The 23,841-nt window shown below is 71.3% G+C and carries 25 protein-coding genes; 13 read left to right on the top strand and 12 right to left on the bottom strand.

The features are described 5' to 3' along the window. Window positions 1-70 precede the first annotated feature (70 nt). Window positions 71-760, top strand: a complete 690-nt coding sequence (locus tag AB4Y78_RS01745; protein WP_282070102.1) for an NUDIX hydrolase — start codon at window positions 71-73, stop codon at window positions 758-760. Between the two features lie 150 nt (window positions 761-910). Here the strand turns inward: AB4Y78_RS01745 and AB4Y78_RS01740 are convergent, their stop codons facing one another. Continuing rightward, complete coding sequence (locus AB4Y78_RS01740) at window positions 911-1,504, bottom strand: hypothetical protein (RefSeq protein ID WP_282070100.1); 594 nt, start codon at window positions 1,502-1,504, stop codon at window positions 911-913. A 115-nt stretch (window positions 1,505-1,619) separates the two neighbouring features. On the opposite strand from AB4Y78_RS01740, the gene AB4Y78_RS01735 reads away from it, so the two are divergent. Continuing rightward, the gene (locus tag AB4Y78_RS01735; protein WP_272948427.1) at window positions 1,620-1,748 is read left to right on the top strand and encodes a hypothetical protein; all 129 of its coding nucleotides are present in this window, start codon (window positions 1,620-1,622) and stop codon (window positions 1,746-1,748) included. A 187-nt stretch (window positions 1,749-1,935) separates the two neighbouring features. Then, window positions 1,936-2,505: a DUF6318 family protein gene (locus tag AB4Y78_RS01730; RefSeq protein WP_441713703.1), complete on the top strand. Its 570-nt coding sequence runs from the start codon at window positions 1,936-1,938 to the stop codon at window positions 2,503-2,505. A gap of 4 nt (window positions 2,506-2,509) precedes the next feature. On the opposite strand, the gene AB4Y78_RS01725 is transcribed toward AB4Y78_RS01730, so the two are convergent. Beyond that, window positions 2,510-3,286 carry a hypothetical protein gene (locus AB4Y78_RS01725; protein ID WP_441713704.1) on the bottom strand — a complete coding sequence of 259 codons (777 nt, stop codon included), beginning with the start codon at window positions 3,284-3,286 and terminating at the stop codon, window positions 2,510-2,512. Window positions 3,287-3,482: 196 nt separating this feature from the next. Between AB4Y78_RS01725 and AB4Y78_RS01720 the strand changes: the two genes are divergently transcribed. Both AB4Y78_RS01720 and AB4Y78_RS01715 read left to right on the top strand, forming a co-directional pair. After that, a complete protein-coding gene (locus tag AB4Y78_RS01720; RefSeq protein ID WP_441713705.1) occupies window positions 3,483-4,112 on the top strand; it encodes a DUF6318 family protein in 630 nt (209 codons plus the stop codon). After that, a complete protein-coding gene (locus AB4Y78_RS01715; protein ID WP_441713706.1) occupies window positions 4,109-5,071 on the top strand; it encodes a hypothetical protein in 963 nt (320 codons plus the stop codon). Before AB4Y78_RS01720 ends, AB4Y78_RS01715 begins: the two co-directional genes overlap by 4 nt. A 28-nt stretch (window positions 5,072-5,099) precedes the next feature. On the opposite strand, the gene AB4Y78_RS01710 is transcribed toward AB4Y78_RS01715, so the two are convergent. Genes AB4Y78_RS01710 through AB4Y78_RS01680 form a run of 7 tightly spaced genes read right to left on the bottom strand, consistent with a single transcriptional unit; the run spans window position 5,100 to window position 12,199 of the window. Continuing rightward, entirely contained in the window at window positions 5,100-6,041 is a 942-nt protein-coding gene (locus AB4Y78_RS01710; protein ID WP_441713707.1) for an NAD(P)H-binding protein, read from the bottom strand. Between the two features lie 7 nt (window positions 6,042-6,048). Beyond that, window positions 6,049-6,771, bottom strand: coding sequence for a CPBP family intramembrane glutamic endopeptidase (locus tag AB4Y78_RS01705; RefSeq protein WP_441713708.1), 723 nt, complete (start codon window positions 6,769-6,771; stop codon window positions 6,049-6,051). Continuing rightward, on the bottom strand, window positions 6,768-8,147 hold the full coding sequence (locus tag AB4Y78_RS01700) for a cryptochrome/photolyase family protein (protein WP_441713709.1): 1,380 nt from the start codon (window positions 8,145-8,147) through the stop codon (window positions 6,768-6,770). Before AB4Y78_RS01700 ends, AB4Y78_RS01705 begins: the two co-directional genes overlap by 4 nt. Continuing rightward, on the bottom strand, window positions 8,144-8,896 hold the full coding sequence (locus AB4Y78_RS01695) for an SDR family NAD(P)-dependent oxidoreductase (RefSeq protein ID WP_441713710.1): 753 nt from the start codon (window positions 8,894-8,896) through the stop codon (window positions 8,144-8,146). The genes AB4Y78_RS01700 and AB4Y78_RS01695 overlap by 4 nt, the downstream gene beginning before the upstream one ends. Continuing rightward, window positions 8,893-10,089 carry a class I SAM-dependent methyltransferase gene (locus AB4Y78_RS01690; RefSeq protein WP_441713711.1) on the bottom strand — a complete coding sequence of 399 codons (1,197 nt, stop codon included), beginning with the start codon at window positions 10,087-10,089 and terminating at the stop codon, window positions 8,893-8,895. Before AB4Y78_RS01690 ends, AB4Y78_RS01695 begins: the two co-directional genes overlap by 4 nt. A gap of 59 nt (window positions 10,090-10,148) precedes the next feature. After that, the gene (locus AB4Y78_RS01685) at window positions 10,149-10,913 is read right to left on the bottom strand and encodes a DUF1365 domain-containing protein (protein WP_441713712.1); all 765 of its coding nucleotides are present in this window, start codon (window positions 10,911-10,913) and stop codon (window positions 10,149-10,151) included. Then, the gene (locus tag AB4Y78_RS01680; RefSeq protein ID WP_441713713.1) at window positions 10,910-12,199 is read right to left on the bottom strand and encodes an NAD(P)/FAD-dependent oxidoreductase; all 1,290 of its coding nucleotides are present in this window, start codon (window positions 12,197-12,199) and stop codon (window positions 10,910-10,912) included. Before AB4Y78_RS01680 ends, AB4Y78_RS01685 begins: the two co-directional genes overlap by 4 nt. 142 nt (window positions 12,200-12,341) lie before the next feature. Here AB4Y78_RS01680 and AB4Y78_RS01675 point away from each other — a divergent pair, with 142 nt between their 5' ends. The 5 genes from AB4Y78_RS01675 to fahA all read left to right on the top strand — a co-directional run bounded on the left by AB4Y78_RS01675 (window position 12,342) and on the right by fahA (window position 17,850). Further along, a complete protein-coding gene (locus AB4Y78_RS01675) occupies window positions 12,342-12,779 on the top strand; it encodes an SRPBCC family protein (RefSeq protein ID WP_441713714.1) in 438 nt (145 codons plus the stop codon). Between the two features lie 22 nt (window positions 12,780-12,801). Continuing rightward, entirely contained in the window at window positions 12,802-13,743 is a 942-nt protein-coding gene (locus AB4Y78_RS01670; RefSeq protein WP_441713715.1) for a MerR family transcriptional regulator, read from the top strand. Window positions 13,744-13,783: 40 nt separating this feature from the next. Further along, entirely contained in the window at window positions 13,784-14,455 is a 672-nt protein-coding gene (locus AB4Y78_RS01665) for an IclR family transcriptional regulator (protein WP_441713716.1), read from the top strand. A gap of 102 nt (window positions 14,456-14,557) precedes the next feature. Further along, complete coding sequence (locus AB4Y78_RS01660; RefSeq protein ID WP_441713717.1) at window positions 14,558-15,769, top strand: homogentisate 1,2-dioxygenase; 1,212 nt, start codon at window positions 14,558-14,560, stop codon at window positions 15,767-15,769. Between the two features lie 848 nt (window positions 15,770-16,617). After that, complete coding sequence (gene fahA / locus AB4Y78_RS01655) at window positions 16,618-17,850, top strand: fumarylacetoacetase (protein ID WP_441713793.1); 1,233 nt, start codon at window positions 16,618-16,620, stop codon at window positions 17,848-17,850. A gap of 38 nt (window positions 17,851-17,888) precedes the next feature. Here fahA and AB4Y78_RS01650 read toward each other — a convergent pair whose 3' ends face one another. After that, complete coding sequence (locus AB4Y78_RS01650) at window positions 17,889-18,611, bottom strand: hypothetical protein (protein WP_441713718.1); 723 nt, start codon at window positions 18,609-18,611, stop codon at window positions 17,889-17,891. Between the two features lie 200 nt (window positions 18,612-18,811). Next, the gene (locus AB4Y78_RS01645) at window positions 18,812-19,345 is read right to left on the bottom strand and encodes a DUF6318 family protein (RefSeq protein ID WP_259909238.1); all 534 of its coding nucleotides are present in this window, start codon (window positions 19,343-19,345) and stop codon (window positions 18,812-18,814) included. Between the two features lie 253 nt (window positions 19,346-19,598). On the opposite strand from AB4Y78_RS01645, the gene AB4Y78_RS01640 reads away from it, so the two are divergent. The 3 genes from AB4Y78_RS01640 (at window position 19,599) to AB4Y78_RS01630 (ending at window position 23,039) form a co-directional block, all read left to right on the top strand. Next, on the top strand, window positions 19,599-20,945 hold the full coding sequence (locus tag AB4Y78_RS01640; RefSeq protein ID WP_441713719.1) for an MFS transporter: 1,347 nt from the start codon (window positions 19,599-19,601) through the stop codon (window positions 20,943-20,945). A gap of 91 nt (window positions 20,946-21,036) precedes the next feature. After that, entirely contained in the window at window positions 21,037-21,822 is a 786-nt protein-coding gene (gene kynA / locus AB4Y78_RS01635; protein ID WP_441713794.1) for a tryptophan 2,3-dioxygenase, read from the top strand. Continuing rightward, window positions 21,819-23,039, top strand: a complete 1,221-nt coding sequence (locus AB4Y78_RS01630) for a kynureninase (protein WP_441713720.1) — start codon at window positions 21,819-21,821, stop codon at window positions 23,037-23,039. The genes kynA and AB4Y78_RS01630 overlap by 4 nt, the downstream gene beginning before the upstream one ends. Before the next feature lie 3 nt (window positions 23,040-23,042). Here AB4Y78_RS01630 and AB4Y78_RS01625 read toward each other — a convergent pair whose 3' ends face one another. After that, on the bottom strand, window positions 23,043-23,765 hold the full coding sequence (locus AB4Y78_RS01625) for an alpha/beta hydrolase (RefSeq protein WP_282070063.1): 723 nt from the start codon (window positions 23,763-23,765) through the stop codon (window positions 23,043-23,045). Window positions 23,766-23,841 lie beyond the last annotated feature (76 nt).

Here is a 23,841-nt window from a genome sequence, read left to right as displayed (position 1 = left end):
ATCCCCTCCCATTCATTTAACCCCTTGAATGCGCTAACTATAACACCTCAACCGCGCTAAAGTGCAAGACATGGCTCGCCGCACCCTCGACAGCTACCCCCGCCCCGGCGTCACCGTGGACCTCGCGATCCTCACGGTCACCGACCCGGGCACCGACGACGCGGCCCTGCGGGTCCTGGTCCAGGAGCGCACCGACCCGGACGGCCGGGTGCTGCCCGGCCGATTCCTCCGCGAGCGGCACACCATCGACGAGACCGTGCGCGAGGTCTTCGAGCACAAGGTCGGCGTGCGCCCGACCGAGGTCACTCCCCCACGCCTGCTGCGCCTCTTCGACGCACCCGACCGCGACGACCGCACGTGGGCGATCTCGGTCGCCTACTCCGTCTCCATGCCCGAGCTCGAGCTGACGGGAGCGAAGGGAGAGCTCCTCCCCGTCGACGAGGTGGCCGCCGCGACCGGCCGGGACATGCTCTGGGACCACGACGAGATCGTCTCTGCCGCAGTCGAATCGCTGCGCGAGCGCTACGAGTTCCGCTACCGCAACGACAGCCCCCCGCCGGACCCCGACGGCTTCCTCCCGCAGCCCTTCACGCTCCACCAGCTGCGCAAGGTGCACGAGGCCGTCATCGGCGAAGAGCTGCACAAGGACAACTTCGCCCGTCGGATGAAGCCCCAGCTCACGCCCGTGACCCGAGGCGGCGAGGTCGTCCGGTCGGCCGCCCAGCGAGGCCGCCCGGCGACGCTCTACCGCATCGCCTAGCCGCCTCGGGCGTCGAGCGACACCCGGGGCAGGTGGACGCGACGCACCCCGCAGGAGGAGATGGCTCAGCTCGACCCGCGACGTACCGGCGGCTCGCCGGTCGCCCCTGCCCTGCTGATCACCTGACGGTGCCCCACGGTCGGGTCCGGCTCAGGTGGTAAGCCGGGTGATCACCACCAGGACGGCTGCCATGACGGCCACGCCGACCACGACGGCGAGCGTGATGGCGAGCGGTCGGTGCACCCACTGCCACCGCAGCAGTCGCGGCCACCGCCGGCGCACGTCCTCCACGCTCTGCCCGGCGACGACGTTGTGGCTGCGGCCGGCCATGACGAGGGCGTCGATCGTCTCCGGCGGCCACAGGCTGGTCTGCCACCGGCGCAGGCAGCGGCCGTCGTCGCCCAGCAGGCCGATGAGGCCACCGACGCCGCTCAGCTGCAGCTCGCGCACGACGACGACTTCGGCGATGGCCGAGCGCGGGATGACCCGGGTGCCCACCAGGCCTCGCTCGCGCACCTCAGTGGGCGTGATCTCCACGGTCCGCTGAGTCTCCCGGGCCGTGACGACGGTGAAGAGGCCGACCACGAGCAGGGCGGCCAGGATCCCCTGCCACCACGGAGCCTTGACGACGACGGGCAGGATCGCGAAGAACACCCCGACCCCGGTCATGACGACGAAGGAGGCCGGGCTCACCCCTCCGGGCAGGACTCGACGGCCCTCATGGTGGCCGGGCTGCAGAGACATGGCGCCATCATCGCAAGGAGCACGCACCCGGGCAGGAGGGTCAAGATCCGGTCTCGACTGGCGCGGGCTGGCGGTTCGGCACGCCCCGCGGGCCGGGTGGTGCCACCGTGGAGGTATGGATCTCACCTGGGTCGCCCTCTCGGCGACCGGACTGCTGTCCATCGCGGGGCTCCCCTTTGCGATGGCCTGGGTGGAGCGGACCCTGATGACGGGCCCGACCCACGTCGAGCAGCCGCCCCGCTGACCCGCCGCGCGCCACACTCCGCCGGCCGACCGGCGGGGCGATCGGTCGTCACACCCCCGACATGGGAGGACCCTGACCGATCGGTACCGTTGACGGCAGTTGTGCAGGGCAGTGGACGTGCCCTGTCCGTCGACGAAGGGGATGACACGTGCGTTTTCATCGGGGGGCTGCCGCCAGCGCGGCTGCCATGACCGTGGCCGTCGCGCTTACTGCGTGCGGCGAGGACACGAGCACCGCAGGCGGCTCGGACCCGACGTCCACGGCCGTATCCAGCGAGTCCGGCAGCACATCGAGCTCGCCCTCCGCGAGCGGGTCGAGCACGTCGGACGCCATCGTGATCGACACGGGCAACATGCTGCCCCCGGTCGCCGGGCACAAGACGCGCTCGGGCGCCGAGAGCTTCGCACATCACTACGTCGACGTCCTCGGCCGGGCGGGCGAGTCCGGAGACACGACGACGCTGGAGTCCCTGGGCGCGAGCGACTGCACGGCCTGCGACGACGCCGTGGCCCAGATCGATGCCGATCACAGCAAGGGGCAGACCCTCAGCACCAACCCCTACACCATCACCGAGGTCAAGGCCACGGGCGACCCGAGGGCGAGCGTGGAGGTCACGCTCGACGTGAAGGTCAAGGCGCACGAGCGGGTCGACTCCTCCGGCAAGACCGTGGAGTCCGTCGACGCGGAGAGCCAGACCGTGACCGCTCAGCTCGAATGGTCGGACGGCTGGGAGATGAAGGCCTGGACCGTCAGCTGACCCGTCAGCGCGTGCCCGCGTAGACCGCGGTCTTGACCCGCGTCGACGTCGGCTTGCCCTGGTCGACGGAGCGATCGACGGTCCACGCGGCGGCATCGCTGTCGAAGGTGTCCTCGATCATTTCGTCCGCCAGCAGCTCGGAGCCGTCGCTGCACGGGTACCAGCTGAACCTCCCCTGCCAGTGCTGACCGTGGTCGTGGCTGGCGACCGCGCACGTCGTGTCGTCGTCGAGGACGACGTACATCGGGATGACCTCCTGGCCGCGCGGGTGCATCTGCCCGTCCCAGTTGTCGACGGTCGGCGAGGTGAAGCGGATCGCCTTGCGCCCCAAGGGGTCGGTGATGCACGTCGTCTTGCCCCCGTCGGCGAAGGTGCAGGCCTTGGCGCTCGCCGCGGTCGGGCCGCAGGTGAAGATCTCGTCCTGCTTCGAAAATGTCGACTCGGTGAGGCCGCCCTGGGCGCACAGGTCGTCCGTGAGCTGCTCCACGGTCCACGAGTCGTCGACCCAGACCGTGGAGATCGTCGTGGCAGCGCCTCCGGTGCTCGAGGAGGTCGGTGGCGGGCTCGTCGTCGACGACGACATCGCCGATGCCGTCGACGTGGTCGCGTTCGCCGAGGTGCTGCTGGACGAGCTCGGCTCAGCGGTCGTGGTCGTCGACGAGGTCGTCGTCCGTGAGCTCGCGGTGCTCGTCTCGGTAGTCCGGGTCGGCGTGTCGGACCCGCAGGCGGTCAGGGCCAGGGCGGCCACCGGGACGGCCCACCAGGTGATGTTGCGTCGCATGACTACTTCCCCTTCGGCCGCAACCCCCTGTCGCGGCCCACCTCCAGCAGACCGAATGTGGCCGGATGACGCAAGCACCGCGACGGGGTGTGCCTGTGGATCGTCGAGATGCGAAAGGCCGACAAATGGCTACCGTTGATGACAGTTTCAGGGGGCCCGCGACGGCGCGCCCCGCCGTCGACGAAGGGGAATCCCCGTGCGTTTTCACCGAGGCACCGCCGCCTGCGCAGTCGCTCTGGTCATGGTCAGCGGGCTCGCCGCATGCGGTGACGAGGAGCCGACCGAGCCCTTCGAGACGAAGGAGCCGACCTCGCAGAGCTCGAGCTCCCGGGCGTCGGGGTCGAGCTCGTCGGGGTCCGGGTCCTCGAGCAGCGGGTCGAGCTCGAGCGGTGGGACGAGCAGTGATGACCTGCCTGCTGACCTGCCCGAGGCCGCTCGGGAGGAGACGAAGGAGGGCGCGGCAGCCTTCGGGGAGTACTACTACAAGGCGCTCGGAGATGCGGGGCACACGGGTGACCCGGCAACGCTTGAACTCATGGACGCCAGTGAGTGCCTCGTTTGCTCCGACGTCGTGGCCGGCATCAAGGAGGACGAGGGCAAGGGTTGGCGCCGAAGCATCAACCCGTACTCGATGAGCAACGTCGAAGCGAAGAAGCGACCTGACGAGGGGTACAAGGTCTCCATGGCCGTCAAGGTCAAGGCACACGAACGTCTGGACTCAAACGGTCAGGCCAACGCCACTGTCGATGCGACTGAGTACACGCTTACTGAGCACGTGGTGTGGCGGGACGGTCGCTGGCAGATGCTCGACTGGGTCGTCACGTGACCGCCGCTGCTCGCTGGGCGCTCGCCCTGCTGTTCATGACCAGCGGGGTGGGTCTCGCATCGCCGGTCTGGGCTACCAAGCCGGGCGGCAAGATCACGGACCTCGGCGCGTCCTACTCGGCATCTCGACACGGGATATCCCCTGGCACCGCCAAGGGCGCCGACGCAGGCGGAACTCCCATCCGCCCCCAAGGCACACCCCTGTCAGCCAACATCGCCAAGACCCACGTCCGAGGAGCAGCGCAGATAGACAAGATCGAGGTCAAGTACGGCCCCTGCACGCCCGGCACCGCCAACTGCGACGGCGCGCGGACCGGGTGCATCACGCAGTCCGGCGACCCCAACTACTTCGACCCACCCACCGTCACCTACGTCCGGGTCAACAACGGACCCTGGGACGCGGTGCGCGTCTCGTGCGGCGTCCCCGACTCCGTGACCATCCCGGGAGCCCCCAGCGAGCCGCCGGTGACCGTCGCCGTGGAGCCGCCGCCCGTACCAACCTTCGCCCAGATCCAGACCGCCTTCAAGGAGCTGCCCTTCAGCCAACCCAGCGTCTCGGTCCAGCCCAAGGGCATGCGCACCCTCATCAACCTGCCGACGTACTACGAGGCCTCGTGGCCCGACGACGCAGGACTCGAGCCGGGCGAGGTCAGCAAGCCGGTCAGGCTGCTGTCGTGGACCGTCGAGTTCAAGATCTCAGCGCGCGACTACCGCTACGACTTCGGCGACGACACGACATCCCGGTGGACGAGCAGCGCCGGCGGCACCTACCCGGACGGCGACGTCACCCACACCTACACGGACACCGGTGACATGGACGTCAAGGTCGACGCCCGCCTCACCGGCCAGTACCGCGTCAACGGCGGCGCTTGGCAGGACATCGCCACCACCGCCGACCTCCAGGACGAGCCCGTCGACACCCTCGAGGTCGTCGGCACCCGCACCCGACTGACGAGCTGACGCGCGAGGCCCCCCTGTCGCGTCACGCTCAGCTCATCGCCCGGCGGACGGCGTCGTCGAAGCCGAGCAGACCCCCTTCGGGCACCCCCACGAGGTCGTCGAGGTCCTCCTCGCGGCGGACCACCTCGTGCACGAGGCTGCCGACGAGCGGCTTGGCCACGCCGGCATCGACCGGGGTGATGAGGCCGACCCAGTGGCTGGCGAGCCACGGTGTGAGGACGGGCACACGGAGGACCAGTCGACGACGCAGTCCGGTGACCGCGGCGAAGCGCTGGATCATCTGCTCGTAGGTGAGCACCTCGGGCCCGGCGATGTCGAAGGTCCGGTTGACCTCGGCCGGCAGACTCGCCGCACCCACGAGGTAGTGCAGCGCGTCGTCGACCGCGATCGGCTGGATGCGATTGCGCAACCATCGCGGTGCCACCATGACGGGCAGCCGCTCGGTGAGGTACCGCAGCATGTCGAAGGACACCGACCCGTCACCGAGGACGACCGCTGCCTGGAGCACCGCGGCAGGCACGGGCCCGTCGAGCAACACCTGACCGACCTCGACGCGCGAGGCGAGGTGCACCGACAGGTCCGCGCCCTCGGGATGCAGCCCGCCGAGGTAGACGATGCGCCCCACCCCGGCCTCGCTCGCCGCCGCGACGAAGCCCTCCGCGAGCTGGCGGTCCCGCCGGGCGAGGTCACCGTGCCCGTCCATCGAGTGCAGCAGGTAGTAGGCGACGTCGGTGCCCGCGAGGGCCCGGCGCAGGTCGTCGCCTGATGTCGCGTCGCCTTCGACGACCTCGACGCGGTCGATCCAGTCGCGGCCGCGCAGCCGCTCGCTCGATCGCGTGAGGACCCGCACCGTCCAGCCGTCGTCGAGCAGCCGAGGCACGAGCAGCCCGCCGATGTAGCCGGTTGCGCCGGTGACGAGTGCGGTGCCGGGCTCTTCCGCCGCGGCGGAGGGCGTGGAGTTTTCGGTCATGGGTGGCTCACCTCAGGAGGTCGAGGGCGGGTGGAAGGAGCACGAGCATCGAGCTGGACCAGATGACGTGGGTGATGACCGGGGCGAGCACTCCTCCGGTGACCCGACGCTGGGCCCCGGTGAGCAACCCCAGCAGTAGGGCGGCGAAGGTGAGCATGACGTTACCGGTGGCGGCGGTGACGAGTGTGTAGATGAGGGTCGTCACGGCGAGCGCGTGCCGACTACCGACCGCGGCGAAGAGGGCCCCGCGGAAGAAGAGCTCCTCGCCGACCCCCGTCACGACGGTGATGAGCCAGACAATCGGCAGCGAGCCGTAGCGGGCGTGGTCGAGCACCGCGTAGACCCGGTCGGCCAGCCACGGCACCGGGCCGACGACGACGGCGCCGGCGACGAAGACCCCGACGGAGAGCAGCGCCAGTGCCACGGGCTGCACCACCGGTCGTGCCAGTCCGGAATCGCGCGTGTGCGCCCACCCGAGGTGCAACCTCCCGGCCGCCAGGCCCCCGACCGCCCACACCGCGGCGAGCGCCAGCCCGCCGACGTAGAAGGACTCGTCACCCGGCGGGATGCGCAGGGTGACCGCGAGGACGACCGCCCCGACGATCAGGGTCAGCGCGCTGACCACCCGGCGTCGGCGCACCAGCGCGTCGGGCTCCCGGTGATCACGCGGCACCGGCGCGACAACCGCTGCTGAGATGAATGCCCGCAGCTCCACCACGGGGTGGATCATGCCCGAGTCCGCTCGTACCGGTCCAGCGCCTCACGTCGCTCCTCCGCGTGGTCGACGACGCGCTGCGGGTAGCCGTGCGCATGGCCCTCGTCGTGGTCCCACGGGGAGTGCGCCGTCGCGCCGGGCAGGTGCGCGAGCTCCGGCACCCAGCGGCGCACGTAGGCACCGTCGGGGTCGAAGCGCTCCCCCTGCCGCACGGGGTTGAAGACGCGGAAGTACGGCGCCGCGTCCGTCCCGGTGCCGGCGACCCACTGCCAGCCGTGGCTGTTGGAGGCGAGGTCGCCGTCGAGCAGGTGGTCGAGGAAGTGGCGGGCCCCGACCGGCCACCACACGTGCAGGTCCTTGGTGAGGAAGCTCGCGGCGACCATCCGCACCCGGTTGTGCATCCACCCCTGCGCCGCGAGCTGGCGCATCCCGGCGTCGACGAAGGGGTACCCGGTGCGCCCTTCGCGCCACGCCGTGACGAGCCGGTCGGTCTCCGGGCCCTCGTCGTAGGGCAGGTCGGCGAGCGCACCCCGCAGGTCGCGCCAGGCCGAGTCCGGTCGGTGCCAGAGGACGTCGGCGTAGAACTCGCGCCAGGCGAGCTCGGTGACGAAGCGCTGCGCGCCTTCGGAGCCGCCGTCCGGGTGGGCGGCGAGGTCAGCGAGCATCGTGCGCGGGTGGATCTCGCCGTGGGCGAGGTGCACCGACATCCGGCTCGTCGCGTCGAGGTCGGGTCGGTCCCGTGCGGTGCCGTAGTCGGCGAGGTCGTCGTCGAGGAAGGTACGCCACCGCTCCAGGGCGGCCTCCTCCCCGGCCCGTCCGTCGACCGCCTCCTCGTCGGCCGCGGCCAGCACCGCCGGGAGTGCGTCGTCGCCGAGACCCTCGAGCAGGTCGGCCTCGCGCCTCCACTCGACGTCGGGCCGCCCCGCGGGCTCAGGCCAGCCGTGGTCCCGCCAGGCCCGGGCGAAGGGGGTGAAGACCTTGTAGGGCGTGTCCTCACTCGTGCGGACCAGGCCCGGCCCGATGGCGTAGGGGCTGCCGGTCGTCACCAGCTCGCGATCCGAAGCGCTGAGCTCGTCGGCGGCTGCGGCGTCACGTTCGCGCCCCTGCGGGGTCGTGTCCCGGGTGATGTGGACCCGCTCCGCACCCACCGCCTCGGCGACTCGTGGCACGAGGTGGACGGGGTCGCCGACCCGGACCACGAGCGCACCCCCGGTCGCCCCGTGCAGTGCGGCGAGCGAGCGCCGCAGCCGCCGCGCCGGCGGGCGCTCGTCGGCCACCTGGCCCGGCTCGAGCACGACGAGGGGCAGGACCTCCCCTTCGTCGTGGGCGGCGAGGAGCGCCGGGTGGTCGGTGAGGCGCAGGTCCCGGCGAAACCACAGCACGCTCGTCATGCTCGGCCCGCCAGGCGCGACGACAGCACCGTCCAAGCCCGGACGGGCAGGAGGCGGGCGAGCTTCATCGTCACCGCCATGGGCCACGGGAAGACGATCTCGGGTCGGCCCGACTCGAGGCCGTCGGCGATCTCGCGCGCCGCCTCGTCGGCGTCGATGATGAAGGGCATGGGGAAGGAGTTGCTCTCCGTCATCTCCGTCCGGACGAAGCCGGGGCAGACGGTCGTGACGCGAACTCTCTTCGCGGACAAGGACGCTCGCATGGACTCCAAGAGGGTGATCTGGGCCGACTTCGTCGCGGCGTAGGCCTCGGCCCCGGAGAGGCCGCGGTATCCGGCGACCGAGGCGACGCCCACGAGGTGACCACGGCCGCGGGCGACCATCTCTGGCACGGTCGCGTCGACGACGTGCCCGAGCCCGAGGAGGTTGACCTCGACGTGCCGGGCGAACTCCTCGGCCTGCCAGTCGGTCGCGTCGAAGGTGTGCCAGTAGCCGGCACACCACACGACGGTGTCGATGGGCCCGATGGTCTCGCCCACCTGCCGTGCCCCCTCGAGCACCGCGGCGTGGTCGGTCACGTCCACCGGCACCGTGGCGAAGCGCCCGCGGGACAGCTCGTCGAGCCGATCCGCCCGGCGCGCGCTCACGGCGACGATCGCGCCGCGCTCGTGCAGCTCCTCGGCGAGAGCCGCGCCGATGCCGCTCGACGCCCCGACGAGCCAGACCCGCTGCCCCACCAGGCTGCTCACAACAGCACCTCGCGCTCGAGGCGGATCTGTGCCACGTCGAGGTAGCCGGCGGCGAAGCCGGCCTCGCAGTAGGCGAGGTAGAACTCCCACGTGCGCCGGAAGGTCTCGTCGAAGCCCGCCGCGGAGATCGTCGGCCACTGCTCCAGGAAGCGCTCGCGCCACCGGCGCAGCGTCACCGCGTAGTCCTGACCGAAGTGGCGCGCGCTCGTCACCCGCAGCGAGGTGTGCCGCTCGGTCGTCTCCTCGATCGCCCGGGTCGAGGGGATCAGACCGCCGGGGAAGATGTGCTTCTGGATCCAGCCGAAGGACCGCCGGGTCGCGAGGTAGCGCTCGTGCGGCATGAGGATTGACTGGATCGCGGCCACCCCTCCGGGGGCGAGCAGGTCGTCGATCGCGCGGAAGTAGGTCGGCCAGTACTCCTCGCCGACCGCCTCGATCATCTCGACGCTGACGATCGCGTCGAACTGCCCGGTCACCTCGCGGTAGTCCTGCAGCCGGACCTCGACCCGGTCGGCGAGCCCGGCAGCCGCGATGCGCTCGCGGGCAAGCTCGGCCTGCTCGCCCGACAGCGTGATCGTCGTGACGTGGGCCCCCCGCCGGGCGGCGGCGATCGCGAGTGACCCCCACCCGGTCCCGATCTCGAGGACCCGGGCGCCGGCCCGCACGTCTGCGGCGTCGAGCACCGCCTCGATCTTGGCGCGCTGCGCGTCGGCAAGGGTCTGCTCGGCCACCGGTCGGCGTTCGTCGAAGATGGCCGAGCTGTAGCTGAGCGTCTCGTCGAGGAGGGCGGCGAAGAGCTCGTTGCTCAGGTCGTAGTGCGCCTCGATGTTGGCGCGCGACCCCGTCAGCGTGTTGCGGGTGGCGGCCGGGATGCGCCGGTCGACGACCCGGCGCATCCGAGCCAGCACCGGCGGCACCAGGGTCGGCAGCCGCTCGGCGAAGGGCACGAGCGCGTCGGCGAGGTCGGTGCCCGGCGCGGCGTCCCAGTCGCCGGCCATGTAGCCCTCGCCCAGACCGATCTTGGGGTGGTGCGCCATCCGCTCGTAGAGCGCGGTGGGGCGCAGCATCCGCAGGGTCGGCGCGGTCGGGTCGTCCGCCGCACCGCCGAGAGCGCTTCCGTCCGGCAGGGTGACCCGCACCGGGACCCGGCCGAGCACGGTGGTGAGGATCGGGCGGGCCAGGTGCGCGCGCACACACCACGTTCGGAGGGAGGGCCGCCGCAGGCACAGCGGTCGGTCGAGGGCGGGGGCAGTCATCTCAGGTCCTCCTGGTGGTGGGGGCTGCGGGGCTGGATGGGCAGGCGCCTGGCCCACAGCCAGACGCCGTGGAGTCGGATCAGGGCGGTGACCCGCCAGGTCATGGGCAGGTGGCGAAGGGCGGTGCGCACCACCGCAGCTCGAGACGCCTGCTGGATCGCCCCGGTGGTCGTCGCCGTGAGCACCCGCTCGCCGTCGCGGTCGAGGGCGACGGTGACCGCGACCTGGTCGGAGTCGAGGTGCATGCGCACATCGTAGGTGCCGCGGGTGTCGTTGAAGGGCGAGACGTAGAACTGCTTGTCGGTGCGCGTACGCCCTCGGTCGTCGGGCTCGAGCAGGTAGGCGTGCCGCTCGCCGTAGGTGTTGTGCACCTCGAGGACCGTGGCGCGCAGCCCGCCGTCGGGCGCGAGGCACCAGTAGACGGTGAGCGGGTCGAAGACGTGTCCGAGGACACGGGCGTGGGTGAGCATGACGATCCGGTCGTCCGCCGCGAGGGTCGTGCCGCGGCGGGCGAGGAAGCGCTCGAGGTCGCCGCGGATGCCCCCGCCGAGCCGGCCGTCGTCGAGGTGGCCATCGGCGGTGATGCGGGTGAGGAGCGAGAGCGGCCACCGGTGCCGCGGCAGGTCGTCGACGTCGACGAGCCACTGGTAGTGGCGGTGGGTGAAGGCGTGCTCCATCGGGGTCCGTCGTCGGTGGCTCACCGTCCCGACGACGAGGCTCGGCAGGGTCGGCAGCGTGGTGAGCGTGGGCGCGGTCGTCACCACGACACCCCCAGACGCTGCGCGGCCTCGACCCCCGACCGGCACCCGTCCTCGTGGAATCCCCAGCCCAGGTGCGCGCCGGCGAAGGCGAGCCGGTCGCCGCCGGCGGTGCGCAGCCGGGCCGCGGCAGCAACCGCTTCGCGGGTGAAGACCGGGTGGGCGTAGTCCATCCGGGCGACGACACTCCCTTCGGCGAAGTCGTCAGCGGAGTTGAGCGACACGAGCAGCTGGTCACCGGTCTCGTCGAAGCCCTGCAGCCGGTTCATCCAGTAGGTGACCCGGGGGCGGTCTGCGCCGCCGCACGTGGCGCTGCGGTAGTTCCACGAGGCCCGGGCCCGCGGTGCCGTCGGGAGCAGGCTGGCATCGCGGTGCAGCACGGTCGCGTTGCGGGAGTACCGGATGGCGGCGAGGTCCTCCTCTTCCTGCGGTGTCGCATCGGCGAGCAGCGCGAGCGCCTGGTCCGCGTGGGTCGCGACGACCGCCCGGTCAAAGGACGTGACCCCGGCGGCGGTGCGCACGTCGACGCCGTCGTCGTGTCGCGTCACGGAGGTGACCGGAGCACTGGTGCGCACCTCGCCCAGTCGCGCGGCGAGAGCGTCGACATAGGTGGCGGATCCGCCGACGACGGTGCGCCACGTGGGCGAGCCGGAGACGCTGAGCATGCCGTGGTGCTCGAGGAAGGCGAAGAGGTGCCGGGCGGGGTAGTCGAGCGAGTCATCGTCCCCGGACGACCAGACGCAGGAGACGAGCGGGAGCGCGAAGTGCGCCACGAAGTACGACGAGAAGCCGCCCTCCTCGAGGAACTCGCCCCACGTCGGGTCGTGCGGGGACCTCCCTTCCGCTGGTCCGTGCAGGAGGGCTCGTGCGGCCCGGTGGAAGCGCGGGATCTCCCAGAGCATCCGCACGAAGCGGGGGTCGGCCGCCCGTCGTGGCTGCGCGAGCACCGCTGCTGGGCCGCGTCCCCCGGCCCACGACAGGCCGCACCCGTCGCAGGTGATCGACATGCTCATCTCGGTCGGCCGAGTCGCGATGCCGAGCTCTCGGAAGAGCCGCAGCAGGTGGGGGTAGGTGCGCTCGTTGTGGACGATGAAGCCCGAGTCGACCCGGACCTGGCCGGCGGCGGTGTCCACGGTGTGCGTGTGGGCGTGTCCGCCGAGGCGCTCGTCGGCCTCGAAGAGGGTGACGTCGTAGGACCGGGAGAGGACGTGGGCGGCGGTCAGGCCGGAGACCCCGCCGCCGATGATGGCTGCGGTGGGTCGAGAGGCTCGATCTCGGGGCTCGGTCACGTCGTGCGCTCCAACCGGGGACGAAGGGGGGGGGGACCTCTCGGGTTCGTCGCCGAGGGGCCACAAGGATTGTTCAACCTTTGTCCAAAAGGTAGGCTGGCGGCAGCCCACATGTCAAACCTTTGTCCAAGGATGGTTCGCCGTGAAGATCACCCGCACGATCACTGCCCCCGACACTCCCCCGAGTGCCGTCTTCGCCTACCTCAGCGACTTCACCACGAGCGAGGAGTGGGATCCCGGCACGCTCGAGACGACCCTCGTGGAGGGTGACGGTGGCGTCGGCAGCCGCTACCGCAACCGGTCGGTCTTCCGCGGACGCGAGACAGAGCTGACCTACGTCACCGTCGACCTGCAGCCGGACCGGCTCGTCGTCATGCGCGGGGAGAACTCGAGCGTCGTCGTGCACGACCGGATGTCGATCCGACCGGGTGTCGGCGGGAGGGGTAGCGTGCTCGTCTACGAGGCCGACTTCCGCTTCAAGGGACTCGCCCGGCTGGCCACGCCGCTGCTGCACCGCCCGCTGACGCGCCTGGGTGACGAAGCCGAGCAGGCGCTCGCCCGGGTGCTACCGCGGCTGTGAAGGAGCCAGAGGACCGCCGTCGATGTACACGATCAAACGCGCCGCCGAGCTGACCGGCGTCTCCGCCGCCACCCTGCGGGCCTGGGAGCGCCGCTACGACGTCGTCGAGCCGCAGCGCACCGACGCCGGTTACCGCCTCTACGACGAAGAGACGCTGGCGCGGTTGCGCACGATGGCCGAGCTCGTCGCCGACGGTTGGACGGCGAGCCATGCTGCGGCAGAGGCGGGCCGACGCCACAGCGGTACGGAGGCAGCACCTGGTCGGCCTGACCCGACACCCCCACCGGCCGCCGCGACCACACCGGCGGGTGAGGCCCACTTCGAGGCTCCTCCGTCGCACCTCAGCACACCGCCTTCGTCCGGCGCCGACGCGACCCGACGACTCATCGAGGCGGCCGCCGCGATGGACCCGGCCGGGGTCGTCGCGGTCCTCGACGAGCGCTTCGCGACAGGCTCCTTCGAGGCGGTCGTCGACGACTGGCTGATGCCCGCGCTCGTCGAGCTCGGGGAGGCGTGGGCCGACAGCCGGGTCACGGTCGCCGGGGAGCACCTCGTCGCGCACGCGGTGCTGCGGCGGCTCGCTGCCGCCTTCGACGCCGCCGCCAGCAGGGTCGGCGGGCCACGGGTGATTGTCGGCCTGCCCGCCGGGGCGTACCACGAGCTGGGCGTCTTCGCCTTCGCCGTGGCCCTGCGTCGGCTGGGCGTCGACGTCGTCTACCTGGGAGCCGACCTGCCGACCGACGCTTGGACCGCGGCTGTGACGGCCCACACCGCGCGGTGCGTGGTCATCGGCGTGCCGCGGCGCCCGGACGCTCGCACGGCCAGCACGCTCGCCAAGGCCCTGGCCGACCACCACGGGGTGACCGTCTGCGTGGGCGGCAGCCACCAGGACGACGTCGAGGCGGCCACCCGGCTCGGTCACGCGGTGGGGCCCGCCGCGGCGCAGGTGGCCGGTCTGCTCTGAGGGCGCGCGCCGGCGGCCCCTGCGTACACTGCCCGACATCATGAGCACCTTGCAGACGCTCGACCGCGGCCTCGAGGCGATGGACGTCGTCGCCCGGCGCACGGACGGCATCTCCCCGGCCGTGCTCGCCGACGAGCTCGGGGTGCACCGCGCTGGCGCCTACCGCATCCTCGCGACCCTTGAGCAGCGTCACCTCGTGACGAAGGGGGCCGACGGCCGCTACCGCCTCGGCAGCGGCGCCCTCGCCTACGCGGGCCGGTTCATGAGCCAGTACCGCCTCGCCGCCCAGCCGATCGTGCAGGAGCTCGCCGACCACAGCGGGTGCACCGCCTTCGTCTCCATCGCCGACGGCGACGAGTCGGTCGCCATCGCCGTGGCCGAGCCGAGCGTCCGCGGGGCCATCGGCATCAGCTACCAGATCGGGACCCGCCACCCCTTGAGCTCGGGTGCGGACGGCATCGCGATCCTGGCCCAGCGACCCCCGCAACCCGACGACCCCGAGGCCGTGCAGACCGCTCGCGCCGACGGCCACGCCCTGTCGGACGGACAGATCCAGCCCGGCGCGCTCGGCCTGGCCATCGGCACCGGCAGCATCGCCGACGACGTGGAGGGCGCCATCGGCGTCATCCGCCTGGGCCGTCCCGGCGACCTCGACGTGGCGACCCTGCTCCCCTTCGTCCAGCACGCCCGCGAGGCCGTCACCCACCTCTGAGGCCCCGATCGGGCCATGGTCACGCGGTACCCACGCGCGCTAGGATGTGCGCTGAGCGCACATCCTGATCCGCTCTCCGCACAACGACGTGAAGGACAGCCCATGGCCCACTACCGCCAGGTCGGACCCGTGCCGGGCAAGCGGCACACCCTCTTCAAGGACGCCGACGGGCGCATCCTCTCCGAGGAGCTCATGGGCGAAGAGGGCTTCAGCTCCGACAGCTCGCTGCTCTACCACCGGCACATCCCGTCGAGCATCGTCGGGGCGCGACCGTGGGAGCTGCCCGACCAGACGCTCACGCCCAACGAGCCGTTGCTCCCCCGGCACCTCAGGCTCCACGACCTCTTCACCGACGAGCAGGCTGCCGGGACGGACGCGGTGACCGGTCGTCGGCTCGTCCTCGGCAACGGTGACGTGCGCATCTCCTACGCCCACGTCGGGCTCACGTCCCCGCTGTACAAGAACGCCATCGGTGACGAGTGCGTCTACGTCGAGCGCGGATCCGCGCTGCTCGAGACGCAGTTCGGCGCGCTCGAGGTCGCCGAGGGCGACTACGCGATCATCCCCCGCGCGACGATCCACCGGTGGGTGCTGCGCGAGGGCGAGGCCGCGCGTCTCTACGCGATCGAGGCGAGCAGCCACATCGCCCCGCCGAAGCGCTACCTCTCCCGCTACGGCCAGCTGCTCGAGCACGCGCCCTACTGCGAGCGCGACCTGCGCGGGCCGACACAGCCGCTGCTCGTCGACGAGCAGGACGTCGACGTGCACATCAAGCACCGCGGGCGCGGCCCGAGCGGCATCACCGGCACGATCCACACGGTGCCCGAACACCCCTTCGACGTCGTGGGCTGGGACGGCTGCCTCTACCCCTACGTCTTCAACATCCGCGACTACATGCCGATCACGGGCAAGGTGCACCAGCCGCCGCCGGTCCACCAGGTCTTCGAGGGTCACAACTTCGTCATCTGCAACTTCGTGCCGCGCAAGGTCGACTACCACGAGCTCGCCGTGCCGGTGCCGTACTACCACTCCAACGTCGACAGCGACGAGATCATGTTCTACGTCGACGGTGACTACGAGGCGCGCAAGGGCTCGGGCATCGGCAAGGGGTCGATCTCGGTCCACCCCGGTGGGCACGCGCACGGCCCGCAGCCCGGCGCCGTCGAGGCCTCGCTCGGTGCGGAGTACTTCGACGAGACGGCCGTCATGGTCGACACTTTCCGTCCGCTCGACCTCGGCGAAGGGGGCCTGGCCGTCGACGACGGTGTCTACGCGCGGTCGTGGACCGGCGGCCGCTGGCTGGGTGACGCATGAGCGCCGTGCCCGAGCAGTTCGTCGAGTTCTTCGACGACGCGGCGACCTTCCCGCCCGGGCTGGCGCCCGTCGCGCAGGCCGTGACCGACCACGTCGCGCGCCGCTCGACGCTCCTCGAGGGCGCCGTGGGCCCGGCCGTGCTGTCGCTGGCGGACCTGCCGGAGGCACGCGGGGTCGCGGCCGGCCTCGACCTCTCCGGTGGTCCGGTCGAGGTCTCCGTCGTCACGCCCGCGGGCCGGCTCGGCGAGGCCCTCGAGATGGCGAAGGGGGTGGCACCCGAGCTGCAGGTCGTGGCCGTGGAGCTCAAGACGGCCCCCGACGACCGGTCGGTGTGGGAGGCCCAGATCCGCGAGGTCGCGGCGGTGACCGCCCTGCCGGTCTACGTGGAGCTGACGGCAGCCCAGGTCACGCAGGGCGCCCTCGACCTGCTGGCGGGGACCCCCCTTCGGCTGAAGTACCGGACGGGTGGCATCGAGGCGCACCTCTTCCCCACCCCGCAGGAGCTCGGCGACGTCCTCGTCGCTGCGGTGGCCGCCGGGCTGCCCTTCAAGCTCACGGCCGGGCTGCACGAAGCGGTGCGCCACACCAACGCCGAGACGGGCTTCACCCACCACGGCTTCCTCAACATCGCGCTCGCCACGCAGGCTGCGCGCGCCGGCGAGGGCCGGGAGGTCGTCGCCGGCTGGCTCGCCGAGACCGACCCGGCGCGGCTCGGCGCGGCCGCGGCCGCCTCGGACGGGGCGTGGCGCGCCTCCTTCACCAGCTTCGGCACCTGCAGCGTCGGCGAACCTGCCGACAGCCTGCACCGACTTGATCTCTTCCCGCGACCTGACGAGACGCACGACTCCATGACGACTGCGGCACAACGACTGTCGACCGAGGGCTTCGGGCCCGACAACCTGCCCTACGGCTCCTTCTCCCCCGCCGGTGGTGACCCGCGACTGGGCGTGCGCCTCGGCGACGCGGCGATCTCGCTGCGCGACCTCGTGCCGGCCGTGGCCACTGCCGGCGGTCCCGCACTGCCCGTCGAGGTGGGTGACGCGGCGTCCGGGAGCAATCTCGACGCCCTGCTCGCGGCCGGTCACACCGTGTGGCAGCCACTGCGGACGTGGCTGCAGGAGGTCGTGACGACCGACGGACTCGACGGCGTCGTCGCGGCTGCGGCGACGCCCGTCGACGAGGTGACGATGCACATGCCCTTCACCGTCGCCGACTACGTCGACTACTACGCATCGGAGCAGCACGCGACCAACATCGGGCGCATGTTTCGTCCGGACCAGGCGCCGCTGCTGCCCAACTGGAAGCACCTGCCCGTCGGCTACCACGGCCGCGCCGGGACCGTCGTGCCGTCGGGGACCGACGTGCCGCGGCCCAAGGGGCTGCGGCCGGAGGAGGGCGGGACCCCGAGCTTCGGCCCGTCGCGCCGCCTCGACATCGAGGCCGAGGTGGGCTTCGTCGTGGGTGGGTCCGCTCCCGAGGGTGAGGTGTCGGTGGCCCAGGCCGCTGCGGAGCACCTCTTCGGTGCGGTGCTCTTCAACGACTGGTCGGCCCGCGACATCCAAGCCTTCGAGTACGTGCCGCTCGGGCCCTACCTCGGCAAGTCCTTCGCCTCGTCGATCTCGCTCTGGGTCGTGCCGTGGGAGGCGTTGGCCGCCGCGCGGGTGGCTCCGCCCGAGCGAGAGCACGCCCTCGCCGACTACCTCGACGAAGGGGGCGAGCCCTGGGCCCTCGACATCACGATGGAGGTCGAGCTCGACGGCGAGGTCGTCTCGCACCCGCCCTACCGGACGATGTACTGGACCGCGCCGCAGATGGTCGCGCACATGAGCGTGGGCGGCGCCTCCCTGCGGCCCGGTGACTTCTTCGGCTCCGGCACGGTCTCAGGCGAAGGGAGGGACCAGCGCGGCTCCTTCATGGAGCTGTCGTGGGGTGGCAAGGAGCCGCTCGTGCTCGCCGACGGGCGCGAGCAGCGCTTCCTCGAGGACGGTCAGACGGTCGTGCTGCGGGGGCGCGCGCCGGGCGCTGACGGGTCGGTCATCGACTTCGGTGAGTGCGTGGGGACGATCCTGCCGGCTAGGTGAGCGTCGCTCCCTTCGATGGTGCGGGATCAGCGTCGGCTTCAGCTGACGAGACGGGTCCGGGTCCCGACGACCTCCAACTCGGTGACGGGTTCGTCCTGGAGGTCCGCGACCGCGCCCAGGTCCTGCCAGGCGCCGCCGTTGACGCGGTACTGCCCGACGAGGCGGGCGTCCACCTTGACCTCGCGCGTCCCGGTGCTGTCGTAGGTGTGCGTGATGTCGCCGTCGGGGTACCGCCCGCCCGCGCTGCTCGTCCACGAGGACGTGCTGCCGTCGCCGTAGTCGTAGCGGTAGTCCTTGGACGCGATCTCGAACTCGATCGACCACGAGAGGAGCTTGACCGGCTTGCTCACGTCGCCGGGTTTGAGGCCGCCCGTGCTCGGCCAGGTGGCGCGGTAGTAGGTCGGCAGCCCGACGAGGGTCTTGTTGCCGACGGGCTGCATCGAGGTCTTCGGCTTGGCGAAGGGCAACTCGAGGAAGGCCTCACGGATCTGCGTGATCGTCGGCGTGGGCGGAGGTGGTGGAGTGCGCGGGATGGTCGGGTCGTTGATGTCGGGTGGAGGGGGTGCCCCCGGCAGGCAGGTCTGCTGAGGACCGAACCACTCGTCGGTACCGACCGGCCGCTGCCACACCAGACGCGGTGTGCCGCCACCTTGCATCCGGCAGTCGATGATGGTCTCGGAACAGCCCGCGGCCGTGCTGCCCCCGGAGCAGTTGACGGACTTGGTCTCCCACTTGACGCTGTGAGCGGGCTCCTTCCTCACGCCGAGCGCGCTCTTTCCTTGCCTACGGGCTGCTTGGCGCTGCTCTACCTGTTCGCCCTTGATCGCGTAGCCGCCCTTGACGTGTGACTGAATCGATCCGTTACCCAAGACGGGCTGCGGAGGTTCTGATTCAGGGTTGGTCGGTTCAGCCCCTGCAGTGGGGGCGGTACATGCCGCAAGAAGAATCAAGAGGGCCAGCGTCAGACGATCACGTAGCTGTCTACGACAGTCCATGCCCCGTCCTTCCAGTCGACGTAGACGATGCTGCGATACGAGACCTTCTTGACCGTGCCGATGGACTTTCCGTCCTCGAGATACTCATGCTCACGATCCGTGATTTCGACGCGAACAGCTTCGTCCGCTTTTCCTTCCGCGGACTCTGCAAGCGTCGACCCAGTTACCGACGTTGGGTTCCGATCGGCCTTGATGCCCTTCGCCTTGTTGGCGTCGACATCGTCAATCAGCTCTAGGCACGCGCCGCACTCCTTATCGGTGATCTCGGTCAGGACGCGCGAGTCGGATGTCTTCCACGCCTCTCCCACTGTGGTCCAGTAGTACTCAGCAAACGCGACCGCACCCTCATCCGTGTGCTTCTTCGCCTCCGCCGGGATCTCGGGGGCATCACCCTTCGCACTGGTCGACGACGAACTGCTCCCAGAGCTCGACGACGAGCTCGCACTCGACGCCCCCGACGAACCCGTCGAGCTCGACGGGTCCCGCGGCTCGATGGTCATCGTGTCGGAGCCATCGGGCTCGTCATCCCCGCAACCGGACAGCCCACCCACGGCCAATGCCAGGGCACTCAGCAGGACAGCAGGACGTCGGACAGCGCGCACGTGGATCCTTCCCCGGGCCCGTCACCCGGGCCCTCTCGACGATCCACACTAGAGAAAATGCCGAGGTTCGCACCTCGAGTTGTCCACAGGGCGGAGCCACCCACCATCCACCGCCAGCCCCACCGTCGGCACCTCGGTCTACATTGACGCGGTGACGACGACCCAACGCCTCCACGCACTGCTCATCACACGTGACCTCGACGCGGAGGCCGAGCTCCCCGACGACGTGCGGCGGGACGTGCCGGGCAACTCCCTTCGTCTCGTCGGAGCCAACGCGCTCCAGTCCTCGGGCGACCAAGCGGTCAGCGCCTCGACGGTCCTCCCGTGGCTCTTCCACGCCATCGGCGTGCCCGCCGCGCTCACCGGTGCACTCGTCCCCATCCGCGAGTCGGGGTCGATGCTCCCCCAGGCGCTGCTCACCCCCTTCGTCGTGCGGGTCCGCAGTCGCAAGCTCGTCACCGTTACCGGCGCACTCGTCCAGGCCGCGGCCGTCGCCGTCATGGCCGCGACCGCCGCGCTCGGCAGCGGGCTGGCCGCCGGACTCACGATCCTCGTCGCGCTCACCGTCTTTTCCCTCGGCCGGTGCCTGACGTCGATCGCCTCGAAGGACGTGCAGGCCAGGGTCGTGCCGAAGGGAGAGCGCGGCCAGATCAACGGCCTCGCCACGACCGCATCCGGGCTCGTGGCCATCACGCTCGGCCTCGCCGTCCGCGCCCTCGGCGAGGACCTCGACGCGCAGACGCTCGCCGCGATCCTCGGGGCCGGCGCCGTGCTCTGGGTGCTCGTCGCCGGTGTATGGGCGAGCGTGCGGGAGCCGGTGACCCTTCGAGACGGCGCTGGCGCGCCTCCTCAGGGACCGGACAGCGACGGGGCAGACGACGGGCAGAGCTGGTTCGCCGAGACGATCACGCTGCTGCGGGAGGACGCGACCTTCCGCAACTTCGTCACCGTCCGCAGCTTCCTGCTCGTCTCCTCGCTCAGCCCGCCCTTCATCGTCACCCTCGCCGTGCAGGCCGGCGCGCCGGCGCTCACCGGCCTCGGCGGCTTCATCATCGCGTCGGGGCTGGCCTCGCTGCTCGGCGGTCGCACCTTCGGGCGCATGGCCGACCGCTCGAGCAAGCGGCTCATGACCTTCGGCGCCGCCCTCGCCTCGCTGGTGCTCGTCACGCTCGTCCTCCTCGACACCACGCTCGACCTCGACGGCGGCAGCCTGCTCACCTACGCCGTCTTCGTCACCGCCTACTTCCTCGTGACACTGCTCCACACCGGCGTGCGTGTCGGGCGCAAGACCTATGTCGTCGACATGGCCGAGGGCGACCAGCGCACCACCTACGTCGCCGTCTCCAACTCGGCGATGGGCCTGGTGCTCCTCGTCGTCGGTGCCGTCAGCTCCGCGATCGCCGGCTGGAGCATCATCGGGACGCTGCTCTTCCTCGCCGCCCTCGGCGTGCTCGGGGTCATCTCGTCCCGACGCCTCCCCGACGTCGAGCAGGCCTGACCTGACCGCGGGCCGCAGCGCCTAGTCTGAGGCGGTGACCGGCAACACACGAGACATCGAGGCAGGCGTTCACCGCGATTTCCGTGAGGAGATGTCCTACGGGTCCTACCTGGCCCTCGACACGCTCCTCGACGCGCAGCACCCCATGAGCGAGCACCACGACGAGATGCTCTTCATCGTCCAGCACCAGACCTCCGAGCTCTGGCTCAAGCTCGTGCTCCACGAGACCCGCTCGGCCATGGAGCTGCTCGCGGCCGACGAGATGCGCATCGCCCTCAAGCGCATCGCCCGCGTCAAGCACATCCAGCGCACCCTGACCGACCAGTGGTCCGTGCTCGCGACGCTGACCCCGACGGAGTACCAGGAGTTTCGCCCCTACCTCGGCCACGCCTCGGGCTTCCAGTCCTGGCAGTACCGCGCCGTCGAGTTCGCCCTCGGCAACAAGCACGCCGGCATGCTGCCCGTCCACGCCGCCGACCCCGAGGCCCACGCGGTGCTCAGCGAGCTGCTCGAGGCGCCGAGCCTCTACGACGAGTTCCTCCGCTACCTGTCCCGCCGCGGCTACCCGATCCCCACCCGGGTCCTCGAGCGCGACGTCACGACCGCGCACGAGCTCGACACGGAGCTCGTCGCCGTCCTCACCGACATCTACCGCGACGCCGAGCAGCACTGGGACGTCTACGAGGCCTGCGAAGAGCTCGTCGACCTCGAGGACAACTTCCAGCTGTGGCGCTTCCGCCACCTCAAGACGGTGCAGCGCACCATCGGCATGAAGACCGGCACCGGCGGCAGCTCCGGCGTCGGATTCCTCCAGCGAGCGCTCGACCTCACCTTCTTCCCCGAGCTCTTCGCCGTGCGGACGGAGATCGGCGCATGACCACCGACCTGCGGACCCGTGCCGCCGAGCTCGACGCGAGTGACCCCCTTCGTCACACACGTGACCTCTACCTGCCGTCGGCGGGCCTCGTGGCCTACCTCGACGGCAACTCCCTCGGACGGCCGCTGCGGGCCACCGCCGAGCGGATCACCCGGCTCGTCGAGCACGACTGGGCCGACCGCCTGATCCGCTCGTGGGACGAGCAGTGGATGCAGCTGCCGCTGCGCCTCGGTGACCGCATCGGTGAGGTCTGCCTCGGCGCCGCCCCAGGCCAGACCGTCGTCGGCGACTCGACGACCGTCATGCTCTACAAGCTGCTGCGAGCGGCGGTCGCCGCCGCCGGCCCGCAGCGCCCCGAGATCGTCCTCGACACCGAAAACTTCCCCACCGACCGCTACGTCGCCGAGGGCATCGCGGCCGAGACCGGTGCCGAGCTCGTGTGGCTCGAGCCGGACCCGGCGAAGGGGGTCACCCCCGACCTCCTCGCCGCCGTCCTGACCGACCGCACCGGTGTCGTCCTGCTCTCCCACGTCGCGTACAAGTCGGCATGGATCGCCGACCTGCCCGAGATCACCCGGCTCGCGCACGAGGCTGGCGCCCTCGTGCTGTGGGACCTGTGCCACTCCGTCGGCGTCGTCGCCAGCGACCTCGACGCGCACGGCGTCGACCTCGCGGTCGGGTGCACCTACAAGTTCCTCGGTGGCGGGCCGGGTGCGCCCGCCTTCGGCTACGTGGCTGCGCGCCACCAGGACCGGCTGCGGCAGCCCATCCAGGGCTGGATGGGGCACGCCGCTCCCTTCGTCATGGGGCCCGGCTACGAGGCGGGCGCGGGGATGCGCGGCTTCATCTCCGGCACTCCCCCGGTGCTCGGCATGGTCGGCATCGAGGACACCGTCGACCTCATCGAGTCGGTGGGTCTGGGAGCGGTGCGGGACAAGGCTGCTGGCCTCGGTCGCTTCGTCATCGCGGCCGTCGACGAGCGACTGGCCCGGCTGGGGGTGCGGCTCGTCTCTCCCCGCGAAGACGCCACGCGAGGGGGCCACGTGACCATCGCGCACGAGGACTTCCGCGAGGTCTACCGGGCGCTGTGGGACGACGACGTCGTCCCCGACTTCCGCGAGCCCGACGGGATCCGGCTCGGGCTCTCGCCCCTCAGCACGTCGTACGGCGAGGTGGCCGAGGCGCTGCTGCGGATCGAGGCGGCACTCACCCGCTGAGGGTCAGCCGGGCAACGCGGCCACGACGGCCGGCCAGTGCGGCGACGCCGGGTCGACGACGTCGAAGTGGTGGGCTCCGGTGAGCACCGTGCGTGCCCATCCGTCGCTCTGACGAAGGGGGACGCTCGCGTCCTCGTCGCCGTGCAGCACCGCGACGCGGCCCGCCGCATCAGGGTCGGCCGAGCGCAGGCGGCTCGGGTCGAGCCGGGCGTAGACGTCAGGCGCCCGGTCCGGGGTGGCCCTCACCCAGTCGCGGACGGCGTCGCCACCGAGGCGATCGGTGACGGCAGTGTCGAAGTCCGCGACCGGGGCCAACGCGAGCACACGCACCGGCGGCAGGTCGGGGTGCAGTGCGCGCCACATCACGAGGGCGCCTCCGGCGCTGTGGCCCACCCATGCGGCGACGTCGTGGCCGGTCCGCCGCAGGTGCTCGTCGAGGCGCTGCAGGTCCTCGAGCGTCGCGTCGGGATCGCCCGGCACGCGGCGGTACTCGGCGAGGACGACCCGCCACCCGAGATCTGCGAGCGCGCGCGCCATCGGTCTCGCGTGGGTCCGGTCGACCGACGGCCGGAAGTAGCCGCCGTGCGCGACGACGAGGGTGCGTGCCGCGGCCGGGCCGTATGTCTCGTGGACGTGGTCGGGCCCGGGCCCGTAGGGCGTGCTCGGGGCGTCGATACGGGCACCCGCAGCGAGCAGGCGGTCCAGCGCGTCGTCCTCGGTGGTCATGCCATCAGCCTCCCACTGTGCCGGTGTCGCCCCGGGAATGAGCACCGTTACCCAGTGACCCGGGCGAGGTGCGCCT

The sequence above is a fragment of the Janibacter sp. RAF52 genome (assembly GCF_052114035.1).
In the GTDB taxonomy this organism is placed as follows: domain Bacteria; phylum Actinomycetota; class Actinomycetes; order Actinomycetales; family Dermatophilaceae; genus Janibacter; species Janibacter hoylei.
Note: the sequence above shows the minus strand (reverse complement) of the source record. Positions and strands in the feature narration are given on the sequence as shown.